This window comes from Yersinia massiliensis, assembly GCF_003048255.1.
GTDB classification, from domain to species: Bacteria; Pseudomonadota; Gammaproteobacteria; order Enterobacterales; family Enterobacteriaceae; genus Yersinia; species Yersinia massiliensis_A.
This window is the reverse complement of the sequence record NZ_CP028487.1, coordinates 505,333-517,512: the sequence shown is the minus strand read 5'-3', so window position 1 is coordinate 517,512 and position 12,180 is coordinate 505,333. Positions and strand designations below refer to the sequence as shown.

Below are 12,180 nucleotides of genomic sequence, written 5' to 3'. Positions count from 1 at the left end.
CGTTTTTATTGAGTCACGCTTTCTTTCGTGGCTTTTTTCTCAACCTTAAAGGGGTCGATCCCTTTTAATTGCAAGCGGCGGAAACGGATAATATTAAACCCGTTGAGCAGCAAAAAACTCCCTTCAATTAATGAACCACCAATAGAACCCAACCAAACGTTATGGATAACCCAGCAAACGGTGGCAACCCACATCACACAACGGGTCGTCAGCCCATGAGTACGGAACAAGGCCCAAGTACTGATTACGGTGCCAAAAATCGGTAATATTTCTATCGCGTGCTGCATTCGCCAAATGCCAAACGCCAGCGTCAATATGATAAACACCATCATGGCAAAAAAACTGCGCGTTTTGGCGGCGACCAGATTACGCACTGCATTCAACATGGCGCTACTGCCCGCAGTACTGGCCCCCATCAGAAAGAAATGGCAACCAATAATGGCGCTGTAGGCAGAAAGTTGAAGTCTGAAACGCCGCTCATCGCGGTTGAAGAACATGGTGATGCCGACAAAAAATGCCAGTACACCAACGGCTTGAGCAAACCAATAGAAGGTCATGGTGGGAAAGTCCTGATGTGCGGTTGCCCACACTGTGTCTTACATCATTATCAATAAATCCCCTTAGCACTTGACGCTGTCAACAGGTTAACGACAGCGACAAGTGCTTTGGGCACCGTGTCTTATTCAATAAAAATAAAACACTGTTTCATATTAATTGAAAGACACCATTATTACAAGGTAACACCACTCTTAAAGATCGCCAGTTCGCGGAAGTCATTCACTTCATTACGAGCCGGTTTGCCGTTGGCAATATCCACAATCAGGTCAACAAATTCAGTCAGTAAGCTGTCCATGGATGTGCCATGAATCAATTTACCGGCATCAAAGTCGATCCAATGCGGTTTTTTAGCGGCTAACTCGCTGTTGGTCGCCAGCTTAACCGTCGGGACAAAACCACCGTAAGGGGTGCCGCGTCCTGTACTGAACAACACCATGTGGCAACCTGCCCCCGCTAATGCACTGGTGGCGACGGCATCATTACCCGGCGCGCTGAGTAAATTCAGCCCTGGGCGCTGTAAACGTTCACCATACTTCAGCACATCAACCACTTTGCTCTGCCCGGCTTTTTGGGTACAGCCAAGTGATTTCTCTTCCAGCGTGGTAATCCCACCCGCTTTATTGCCCGGTGATGGGTTTTCATAAATCGGTTGGTTGTGGGCAATAAAGTACTGTTTGAAGTCATTGACCATACTCACGGTCTTTTCAAATGTCGCTTCATCGCGGCAGCGGCTCATCAAAATACGTTCTGCACCGAACATTTCCGGCACTTCAGTTAATACCGATGTACCGCCATTGGCAATCACATAATCAGAGAAACGCCCCAATAATGGGTTCGCGGTGATCCCTGACAAACCATCAGAACCACCACATTCCAAGCCAAACTTCAGTTCGCTTAATTTGCCCGGTACACGCTGGTCATGGCGCATCACTTGATACAGAGCATGTAGATGTTCAAGACCGGCTTCGACTTCATCATCCTGCTGCTGGCACACCATAAAGTGCACGCGATCTTCATCCACCTCGCCCAGAGTGGTGCGGAAAACGTCTACCTGATTGTTTTCACAGCCTAAACCTATCACCAGCACCGCCCCTGCATTAGGGTGACGCACCATGTTTTGCAGCATGGTACGGGTGTTTTCGTGGTCCTGACCTAACTGTGAACAGCCAAATGGATGGCTGAACAGATAGACGCCATCAATCCCTTCAGCATCTTGTGTCTCTTTCAGGAAACGTTGCTGAATCTGACGCGCGATCCCATTCACACAGCCCACGGTTGGGATGATCCACAATTCGTTGCGGATCCCCACATTACCGTTAGCACGGCGATAGATCTGCACATCACGATCGGGCATTTGTGATGGCAACTCGCTGAATTCTGGCTGATATTGATACTCATCCAGATCGCTCAGGTTAGTTTTGGCATTTTGCGAATGGATATGTTCGCCCGGTTCGATCAGCGTTAATGCATGGCCGATAGGCAAACCATACTTAACGATCATCTGGCCAGATTCGATGGTTGTTATGGCAAATTTATGCCCGCGCGCCACCGGCTGAGCCAGCTTAACGCTAAACTCGCCGCTATCGATCACTTCATCAGCGGCCAAATCTTGTAGTGCAACGGCGACATTATCCAACGGGTGAATTTTTATAATATTTTGCATAATTAAACCTTTAGCTGTAAGTCGCTACTGCCGCTCTCATGCCGTTATCAATGATAGATTGCAGTTGCTCTGTCACTTGGCTGGACAGTTGCGGCACCGCCGTCAAATCCTGCCCCCAATGATTGGCATCAGACAACACGTTATTCACCAATTCAGCCACTGTGATGTCGCTGTGTTTTACGCCGCTCCAGAGTGTAGAGAAACGTTCCAGCCAGTGTGCATCATCCTGCAACGGGTAGGTTTGCCCCTCACGTTCGCCACGATAAAAGGCGATCAATGCAGCCAGTGCAAAGGTCAAGCGTGGGGGTAATTTGCCTTGCTGCTGCTGATAAGTCAGCAATTGAGGCAAGATGCGGGTGCGGAATTTTGTCATGCCATTCAGTGCAATAGATAACAGTTGGTGCTGAATGAACGGGTTACGGAAACGGCTCAATACCGCCTGAGAGAACGACAACAGTTCGTCTTCTGGTAAATCCAATACCGGTACAATTTCTTCGGTAATGGCTTTTTCAACGAAGCTGCTGATTTGCGCGTCGTCCATGGTCTGGCCAACGGTATCTAATCCAGACAGATAAGCCACTGGCACCAACGCGGTATGAGCACCATTCAAAATGGCCACTTTGCGTTCTTTATAAGGTTTGATGTCATCCACAATGCGCACGTTCAGATCTAATTGATCCAAACGAAGCTCTTGTGCTAACTCTTTTGGCCCTTGAATAACAAACAGATAGAAGTATTCTGCGGTATCCAAGAAACTGTCCTGATAGCCTAATTCAGTTTGTAGGGCAGCCACTTCATCACGTGGGTAACCCGTCACAATACGGTCAACTAAGGTTGAACAGAACGTATTGTTTTGCGTTAACCATTGGGTGAATTCTGCCGGCAGTTGCCAATGGCTCGCGTAGCGCAGGACTAATTCACGCAGGGCTTCGCCGTTGTAATCAATCAATTCGCACGGCAGTAATACCCAACCTTTATCTGCAGCACCGGCAAAATGTTCAAAGCGCTCGAACAGTAAACGGGTCAATTTAGCTGGGAAAGAACTCGGCGGTGCGTCGCTAAATTGGTCTGCTTCGTTCCAAGCAATACCTGCTTCGGTGGTATTTGAGAACATAAAGCGGATATTAGGATCACGGGCTAGCGCCAGATATTCATCGAATTGACGATAAATATTGATTTCGCGGTTAACGGAGCGGATCAGGCGGGATTCACGCACCGCTTCGCCCTGCTCGTTCAAGCCACGGATCACCGCAGTATACAAGCCATCCTGCGTACTGAGTGAAGGTGGGAAATCCGTGTCGATCGGGCGGATCACCACGATCCCCGCATTCAGATCGGTATGCTCATTCAGTAAATCGATTTGCCAGTCGACAAATGCGCGCAGGAAGTTACCTTCGCCGAATTGAATAATTTTATCTGGGTGGCTACGGCCGGGAAAGTCACGACGGTTCAGTGTTTGCATCAGGGTTCACCTCATAACGCATGTTGTTTGGACCGTGCATCACTGACAGTCCGTGCTTTTCAGCCAGGCGTTAAAAATAGAATAAGTTAGCGTTACCCCTTCGTCGTCGGTGTTGCAAACTGCTCACTGCCCGCAATACCAACGACGTTGGGTTTATCAATCAATGTTAATTAAGGTCAATGCTAATTAAGCGATTACAGCTCAATGGCGAAATACTGTTTCGCGTTATCGAAACAGATGTTTTTCACCATTGATCCCAGCAGTTCAATGTCTGCTGGCGCTTCGCCATCTTCCACCCAGCGGCCAATCATCTGGCACAGAATGCGGCGGAAATATTCATGACGGGTATAAGACAAGAAGCTGCGGCTATCTGTCAGCATGCCAACAAAGCGGCTCAGTAAGCCAAGCTGTGCCAGTTGGGTCATTTGACGTTGCATGCCATCTTTCTGATCGTTGAACCACCAGCCTGAACCAAACTGCATTTTTCCTGCTGCGCCTTCGCCTTGGAAGTTACCGACCATAGTGCCGATCACTTCGTTATCACGTGGGTTCAAGCAGTAAAGGATGGTTTTTGGCAGCGCATTACGCAGACCCTGTGCATCTAATAAACGGGATAGCGGTTGTGCCAGTGGTTGGTCATTGATGGAGTCGAAACCGATATCTGGGCCGACTAGATTAAACATGCGGCTGTTATTGTTACGCAGCGCACCGATGTGATACTGCTGTACCCATTCACGGCGATGATATTCGCCAGACAGGAATAACAATACGGCCGTTTTAAACTGCGCGATCTCTTCCGTGCTCGGCTGATTACCTGCCAGACGGCGCGCTAAGATAGCGTCTAACGTGGCTTCATCCGCCTCACCATAAACCACCACATCCAACGCATGGTCGGAGACTTTACAGCCGTGGGCGGCAAAGTGATCCATCCGCTTGTTCAGTGCAGTGCAAAGATCGGCAAAGCGGCTAATAGAGGTATCAGCGGCCGCTTCCAAGCGCTGCATATAGTCGTTAAAGCCAGCTGCTTCAATATTGAAGGCTTTATCCGGACGCCAGCTTGGTAACACTTTAATGTTAAAGCTGCCATCTGCGGCAATGGCTTTGTGGTGGCGCAGATCATCAATCGGATCATCTGTCGTCCCCACCATTTTGACGTTCATCTGCTGCATGATGCCACGCGCAGAGAAGCTGTCTTGAGCCAGTAATTCGTTACCACGCTGCCAGATTTCTTCTGATGTCGCAGGTGATAATAACTTACCTGTAATACCAAATGGACGGCGTAATTCCAGATGCGTCCAGTGATAAAGCGGGTTACCGATGGTATGAGGAACCGTTGCCGCCCATGCTTCGAACTTCTCGCGGTCACTGGCATCACCGGTACACAAACGTTCTGCGACACCATTGGTCCGCATCGCACGCCATTTATAGTGGTCACCTTTCAACCAGATGTCATACAGATTCTTAAAGCGGTAGTTTTCTGCAATCTGTTCTGGGGGTAAATGGCAATGATAATCATAAATCGGCTGATCTTTTGCATAGTCATGATACAGACGACGCGCGAATTCGGTGTCGAGCAAAAAGTCTTCGGTTAAAAACTGCGACATATTAGGTTCCTCACTTGAGTACATCTTAGAGCACTGCTTCCTGTTATCGCGAAGTTATCACACCAATTTCATCTATCGTCCAGTACTTTTTTATCGATAGAGATCGCAAAAAGCTAACAAAAAGAACAAATACTCAACATTTATCGTCTATTTAGTCCCTTGCGGCACTAAGTCTGTCGGGTTCTATTATTCCCTAATTGAAAAGTGGTTTTTGTGATATCACTCAACTTTTAAATCTGTATGACAAGTTATTGTTGCGTCGTCCTCAGTCAGGTCATGCGCAATGTTGGTTTAAACGCGCTGATTTGACCTAAATGGAAATCGACAAGCAAGAATGAGAGCAGTAACAGCACGACTGCTCTCAACAGGAAGGGATAACCAAAGCAGTTGAAGCAACGAATCTCATTCAAGCCTCAACTCAAGAAGAAAACATGATCCAAAGCAATGGCAGATTAGCGGCGGTAACCGCGATAGCTATTAGGAAAGATCAGGTACCACCGCATGCACAGTAATGTCGGGTTGGACCAAATTGCGCCATGAAATGCGGCTACAGACTGCGCTTCATAGCAGTAATCTTATACTGGGAGAAAGTTACAAATGATGCGTAAAATTAAAGGCTTACGCTGGTACATGATCGCGTTGGTCACTGTCGGCACCATATTGGGTTACCTAACACGTAACGCCATTGCGGTTGCCGCACCGACATTGCAAGAACAGCTACATATTACGACACAACAATATTCTTACATTATTGCCGCCTATTCTGCTGCTTATACCTTGATGCAACCGGTGGCCGGTTATGTTCTCGACGTGATGGGCACCAAAGTTGGCTATGCGATGTTTGCCGTCATGTGGGCCATTTTCTGTATGAGTACCGCATTAGCCAGCAGTTGGGGTGGATTAGCTATCGCTCGTGGTGCGGTAGGTGCGGCAGAAGCTGCGATGATCCCTGCGGGTCTGAAAGCTGCCAGTGAGTGGTTCCCAGCGAAAGAACGTTCTATTGCCGTGGGTTACTTCAACGTCGGTTCCTCAATCGGTGGCATGATCGCTCCGCCATTAGTGGTGTGGGCTATCGTTATGCACAGCTGGCAGATGGCATTTATCATCACCGGTGTGCTCAGCTTGATTTGGGCCATTGCTTGGTTGATTCTCTACAAACACCCGAAAGACCAGAAAAAACTGAGTGATGAAGAGCGTGAATACATCCTCAGTGGTCAGGAAGCACAGCACTCGACTTCTAATGCTAAAAAGATGTCTGCAATGCAGATTATCCGTAACCGTCAGTTCTGGGGGATTGCGATCCCACGTTTCTTGGCAGAACCGGCATGGGGAACATTCAACGCATGGATTCCACTGTTCATGTTCAAAGCTTATGGCTTTAACTTGAAAGAAATCGCCATGTTTGCTTGGATGCCAATGCTGTTTGCCGATTTGGGCTGCATTTTGGGTGGTTATTTGCCGCCAATCTTCCAGAAATACTTCAAAGTTAACCTGATTGTTTCCCGTAAGTTAGTGGTCACAATGGGGGGGCTGTTGATGATTGCACCAGGGACTATCGGCCTGTTCACTAGCCCTTATGTTGCTATCGCACTGCTGTGTGTCGGGGGCTTCGCTCACCAATCGCTGTCGGGTGCACTGATTACGCTGTCATCAGACGTCTTTGGTCGAAACGAAGTAGCAACGGCCAACGGCTTGACCGGTATGGCCGCTTGGACAGCCAGTACCCTGTTTGCTCTGGTGGTCGGTGCGCTAGCTGATACCTTAGGTTTCAGCCCACTGTTCGCTGCTTTAGCCGTGTTCGACGTGTTAGCGGTCGTGGTTATCTGGACCGTGCTGCAAAACCGTCCGGCAGTCGAAGCGACTATCGATCCGGTGCAGCAATCTCCGGCGGGACAGAACTAATCTGATTGACGATAGTGAGGTCTTCACCATCACGAAAACCCAGCCATGATTGGCTGGGTTTTTTTATTATCGATGGGCCTCAAATTACCGCACATTTTCCATCACAACTGTGATAGCAATGACTAGTACCCAATAGGGATAAGTGGTATAACAAGTCCCATTCTATCTCTTTCGAGATACCATACCTTCCAGACGAAATGAGCCGCTAGATTTGCGGCTTCAATTGATCCAAGAGCCTTAATCATGGAATTCACAGAAACCAGACGGTTGTACCAGCAGTTAGCCGCAGAGTTAAAGCAGCGAATCGAATCGGGTGTTTATCCGGTAGGCGATAAATTGCCTGCGGAACGCTACATTTCCGAAGAAATGAATGTCAGCCGAACCGTGGTCCGTGAAGCGATTATCATGCTGGAAGTAGAGGGTTACGTCGAAGTGCGTAAAGGCTCCGGCATCCATGTGATGTCAAATCAGCAAAAGCACTTGGTCATGCCTAATCAGGGGATTGAGTTCGCTACCGCCGGTCCTTTTGAATTACTCCAAGCACGCCAATTGATCGAAAGTAATATTGCTGAATTCGCCGCCACACAAGTTACGCGGCAGGATATCGTGCAATTAATCGAAATCCAAAAGCATGCACGGCAGGAAGACCGTTTCCGTGATTCACAATGGGATCTCAAATTCCATGTGCAGGTCGCGTTAGCGACTCAAAACACCGCGATGGCCACGATTGTCGAAAAAATGTGGAGCCAGCGGGTGCATAACCCCTACTGGCTAAAACTGCATGAGCATATTGATGATAAATCCATCGAGAGTTGGTGCGAAGATCACGACAGAATCCTCGAAGCGTTGATGCGTAAAGACCCTTACGCCAGCAAGCTTGCTATGTGGCAACATTTGGAAAATACCAAACAAATGCTGTTCCGTGCCACCACCGATGATTTCGAATTTAATGTGGACCGCTATTTGTTCGCAGAAAACCCCGTTGTTCACCTCGATATTCCCAAAGATATTGGGCTAGCAAACTCTGGGGTTGCAGGGACTGAACGCCGTTAATTTCCGCCGTAAAAGGGTTAAGATCGCAGGAAGGGAAACTGAGACTCATGTTTCTCTTCCTAGCGAAAATAGGCCACTTTGGGGTGATTAAATGTTGAGTTCTGTCAGTAAACGTCAGCATTAAGCCTATTTTTATAATACCCATCAATAAACACCCCGCTAGCATCTATATTTCCCTGTTTCATATCTCGCTATTTTGCTAAAGTGTCAGCACTTTTTTACTCGGGTGCTTTAGGAGCGAAACGCAAAGATATGCGCTGGTTGTTTGCTCTATTAGTTGCGGTATCTAGCTGGGCCGGTTCGGTCTCCGGTAGCATGATCTCGCACACGAACTCCAGCTCATCAGGTATGGCGTTATCCACGCTCAGTACTGCTTCTCCTGATGCCCCTCTTATTTGCGTTCCCCCCTCTGCTGCTGGTCAATTATCGTCCACTCTGAGTCTGAAAAATAACCTCATCTATCCGCAATTGCGTTTAGTGGGGATGCCAGCTAAAAAAACCGCCATAAAAAATCGGTTCGGTGCAGCAAAATTTACTGGCTCAGCCAGCCCTTCACTGGCGAATAGCAGCTGGGTTGGTGCAAATCTGGCGATATTACGCACCAATAGTGCAAATGAGATCTACAAGCAGCCACGGCAATCACTGCCACTGGTAAATTATTCCAACTGGATATTCCATGCCTCAACACAGCGAAATCGTGTGGGCGGCTGGAAAGAGAGTAATACTCAATATAGCGGGATGCTGACCTACCACCATGATGATGTGATGACTTTTCGATTGTCGTAGCATCAGAGTAACGACAACGAGAAGGGCATTTACCTCTTGATAGCGCGAATGGGTTTGTTTTGAATTCATTGATTAAAACCCTCGCTTAAACACGAGAATTATCGAGCCTCTTGGTAGACCGTGTTTATAAGCTAACGGATATACCCAAAGTAATTGCAGTTGCAGGCCAGCAGCAAATCAATACCCCCGCAGCTTTAAGTACCAAGGTTATATAACAATGACGTTTTAGGAATACCAGATGGACATCATTAAAGAACTCTTACATGCTTTATGGGCTCAAGACTATGAGACGCTAGCTAACCCGTCTCTGGTTTGGGCCATCTATATCTTACTGTTTGTAATACTTTTTCTGGAAAACGGCTTGCTTCCGGCTGCGTTTTTACCGGGCGATAGTCTGCTGATCCTGGTTGGCGTTCTGATTGCAAAAGGTGCCATGAGTTTCCCTGTCACGCTAGTGGTATTAACCACAGCAGCCAGCCTTGGGTGCTGGGTCAGCTATATTCAGGGTCGATGGCTAGGGAACACTAAAGTGGTACAAGGTTGGTTATCCCATTTGCCTGCCCATTATCATCAGCGCGCCCATAACCTCTTCCATCGCCACGGGCTATCCGCCCTGTTGGTCGGTCGCTTCTTAGCATTCGTGCGCACTTTATTGCCAACAATCGCTGGCCTTTCTGGCTTGAGTAATGCTCGTTTCCAGTTCTTTAACTGGATGAGTGGATTACTGTGGGTCTTGATCTTAACTACGATGGGCTTTGCGTTCGGTAAAACGCCTGTTTTCCTGAGATATGAAGATGAAGTGATGTTCGTCCTGATGTTGCTACCTTTGGCACTCTTGGTGATTGGCTTATTTGGCTCATTGTACGTGCTTTGGCGTAAAAAGAATGCTGCCGCCAGTCCCACGTCAACTGACGACGGCAACGATAAAGGTAAGCCAGAGTGATCAAGCTCAAGGGCCGTTTTAGCCGCCCAATCTGGCAGTATCTCATTCTGCCAGTAACTGCCTTGTTGCTAGCAGTACTGCTGCTTACGCCCATCATTCTGCGTACGGAAAGTGCGTTGAAGATTCGGCCTAATCAGCAGGGGTTATCGTTGCCTGATGGGTTCTCTCTGTATCAACACCTCGATCAGCGGGGGATCCGCATTAAAAGTATTGTCCCAGAAAAGGACAGCCTAGTAGTGAATCTGGAATCTCCTGAACAACAGGAAGAAGCTATCGAGGTTTTACAGGATCTTTTGCCGACGGGTTATGTCATTGTCTCGAGTGAGTCAAAAAGACGCCATCGATTGTTACCCGCATTCAGAAATAACCTACAAAATGTAGGGTAAACACTCCGGCGGGGGTATTCTCCCGTCGTGAGTCCCGCTTTATTCCCCTCTTTATTCTGCTGATATTTGATAAATCTATAAAAAATACTGTAGTAAACTTGGGTATCACATCATTCAGCGCTATGCTTAGTCATTCACGGCAACCTATTCCGTCCCGGAAACTTGCTGTAAAAAGGAAGCAATACTATGTTGTTACGTTCGACGTTATTACGTCATTCTCTCTTGTTGGTTTTACCTATCATCATGTTTACAAGTACCGCGTACGCTGCGCTTGATGATGAATGCGCTGTAAAAGCCAAAGAAATCCAACAACAGATCGATTATGCCAAACAGCATGGCAATACCCGTCGCGCCGCAGGTCTGCAAACAGCATTAAAAGAAGTGAAAAATAACTGCACTGCTGAAAGTCTAGAAGCGGATCGGCAGAAAAAAATTCGGCAAAAACAGCACGACGTCACTGAACGCCAAGAAGAGCTAAAAGAAGCTCAGCAAAAAGGTGATGCTGACAAAATTTCTAAGCAACAGAAGAAATTAGCAGAGGCACAAGCTGAGCTAAAACAGGCTAAGGAACGGAAGTAGCAACACCATTTTTACAGATGAAAACGGCGAACCACCCGAGATTATTTTAGGATGATTAACCTGTTAACCTTCGGATGAATTCGCTATGTTTGGTATTCACCTCAGTTATGTTAAGGAGCTATTACATGCCACAAGATAAAACCTCTGAACATTTGCGCGCTGAACTTAAGTCATTGGCAGATACGTTAGAAGAAGTACTGCACTCTTCGACCGACAAGCCGAAAGCTGAGTTAGACAAACTGCGGGCCAAAGCAGAAAGCGCGTTGAAAGATACTCGTGAGCGTCTGAGCGAAACTGGCGATAGAATCGCAGCCCAAACCAAAGAAATTGCTGATAAAGCTGACACTTATGTCCACGACAATCCTTGGGCTGGCGTCGGCATCGGTGCTGCCGTTGGTGTGGTGCTAGGCGTTCTGTTGTCTCGCCGCTAATTATGGCTGAACTTCCTCAAACTCAGGGCCCCGGCAAAGGGGTCTTGGACGCCGTTCAACGCATTGCCACCATTGTGGTTGGCATGGTTGAAACCCGTGTGCGTCTGGCAGCCATTGAGCTGGAAGAAGAAAAAGCAACACTGATTCAGGTGCTGCTCATGGCAGGGATCACTCTGCTGTTGACCGCTTTCGGTTTGATGAGTTTGCTGGTGTTCGTCATATGGGCGATTGACCCTGCTTATCGTTTAATGGCACTCGGCACCACAACTGCGGTGCTATTAGTACTGGCAATCATCGGCGTTATCTGGACACTCGCCAAAGTGCGCCACTCTAAGCTACTGGGTTCTACCCGTAAGCAGTTGGAAGTGGATCGCGAATTATTGGAGAAAGAGCGTTGAGCCGCCGTCACTTAGCACAGGAGAAAGCCGCATTGTTACGCGAGATCCAGCAGCAACGTTTGGATCTCGCCAATAGTGCAGCACATTGGATTGAAGTCACCGCACCTTACGATCGCGGCTGGGCAAAGATTGTCAGTATGCGAAAATATTTGATGGTGGGCTCCAGTTTGTTGGCACTATACAGTGTTCGTCACCCCAAAAAACTCATCCGTTGGTCGCGCCGAGCAGTGGGTGCATGGGGAACTATCCAATTGTTTCGCCGAACGTTTTCATTGCGTTAAAGCTTCACTGCCTCTACGTTAAGGCCATTCGTCGTATTTTATTGATAAAATTCTCTCCTCACCCCGTACTCCGCATCTACGGGGTATTTCCCGTCTTTCTTGCCTACCAATTCAGTTTTTTTGATGCAAACTAA

At 47.8% G+C, this 12,180-nt stretch carries 13 protein-coding genes; 9 read left to right on the top strand and 4 right to left on the bottom strand.

The genetic code is table 11. The features are described from left to right. Positions 1-5: 5 nt before the first annotated feature. The 4 genes from DA391_RS02370 to uxaC form a co-directional block, all read right to left on the bottom strand. Positions 6-557 carry a YgjV family protein gene (locus DA391_RS02370; RefSeq protein WP_019212485.1) on the bottom strand — a complete coding sequence of 184 codons (552 nt, stop codon included), beginning with the start codon at positions 555-557 and terminating at the stop codon, positions 6-8. A 173-nt stretch (positions 558-730) separates the two neighbouring features. Continuing rightward, entirely contained in the window at positions 731-2,221 is a 1,491-nt protein-coding gene (locus DA391_RS02365) for a UxaA family hydrolase (RefSeq protein WP_050286898.1), read from the bottom strand. Positions 2,222-2,231: 10 nt separating this feature from the next. Then, positions 2,232-3,683 carry a tagaturonate reductase gene (locus DA391_RS02360; RefSeq protein ID WP_050083148.1) on the bottom strand — a complete coding sequence of 484 codons (1,452 nt, stop codon included), beginning with the start codon at positions 3,681-3,683 and terminating at the stop codon, positions 2,232-2,234. 194 nt (positions 3,684-3,877) lie between these two features. After that, positions 3,878-5,287: a glucuronate isomerase gene (uxaC, locus tag DA391_RS02355; protein ID WP_019212482.1), complete on the bottom strand. Its 1,410-nt coding sequence runs from the start codon at positions 5,285-5,287 to the stop codon at positions 3,878-3,880. A gap of 597 nt (positions 5,288-5,884) precedes the next feature. On the opposite strand from uxaC, the gene DA391_RS02350 reads away from it, so the two are divergent. From DA391_RS02350 to DA391_RS02310, 9 genes are all read left to right on the top strand, one after another. Beyond that, complete coding sequence (locus tag DA391_RS02350) at positions 5,885-7,189, top strand: MFS transporter (RefSeq protein ID WP_072084820.1); 1,305 nt, start codon at positions 5,885-5,887, stop codon at positions 7,187-7,189. Between the two features lie 243 nt (positions 7,190-7,432). Beyond that, positions 7,433-8,242, top strand: a complete 810-nt coding sequence (gene exuR / locus DA391_RS02345; RefSeq protein ID WP_050083152.1) for a transcriptional regulator ExuR — start codon at positions 7,433-7,435, stop codon at positions 8,240-8,242. A gap of 252 nt (positions 8,243-8,494) precedes the next feature. Beyond that, positions 8,495-9,028: a hypothetical protein gene (locus DA391_RS02340; RefSeq protein ID WP_050083153.1), complete on the top strand. Its 534-nt coding sequence runs from the start codon at positions 8,495-8,497 to the stop codon at positions 9,026-9,028. 238 nt (positions 9,029-9,266) lie between these two features. Then, positions 9,267-9,971 (top strand): DedA family protein, encoded by a 705-nt coding sequence (locus DA391_RS02335; protein WP_050083155.1) that lies wholly within the window; start codon positions 9,267-9,269, stop codon positions 9,969-9,971. Continuing rightward, positions 9,968-10,357 carry an EnvZ/OmpR regulon moderator MzrA gene (gene mzrA / locus DA391_RS02330; protein WP_050286895.1) on the top strand — a complete coding sequence of 130 codons (390 nt, stop codon included), beginning with the start codon at positions 9,968-9,970 and terminating at the stop codon, positions 10,355-10,357. The genes DA391_RS02335 and mzrA overlap by 4 nt, the downstream gene beginning before the upstream one ends. Before the next feature lie 186 nt (positions 10,358-10,543). Next, positions 10,544-10,936: a DUF1090 domain-containing protein gene (locus DA391_RS02325; RefSeq protein ID WP_108087304.1), complete on the top strand. Its 393-nt coding sequence runs from the start codon at positions 10,544-10,546 to the stop codon at positions 10,934-10,936. 125 nt (positions 10,937-11,061) lie between these two features. Further along, positions 11,062-11,367 (top strand): DUF883 family protein, encoded by a 306-nt coding sequence (locus tag DA391_RS02320; RefSeq protein ID WP_019212474.1) that lies wholly within the window; start codon positions 11,062-11,064, stop codon positions 11,365-11,367. Between the two features lie 2 nt (positions 11,368-11,369). Further along, positions 11,370-11,765, top strand: a complete 396-nt coding sequence (locus DA391_RS02315) for a phage holin family protein (RefSeq protein WP_050083160.1) — start codon at positions 11,370-11,372, stop codon at positions 11,763-11,765. Next, a complete protein-coding gene (locus DA391_RS02310) occupies positions 11,762-12,046 on the top strand; it encodes a YqjK-like family protein (protein WP_019212472.1) in 285 nt (94 codons plus the stop codon). The genes DA391_RS02315 and DA391_RS02310 overlap by 4 nt, the downstream gene beginning before the upstream one ends. The last annotated feature ends 134 nt before the right edge of the window (positions 12,047-12,180 follow it).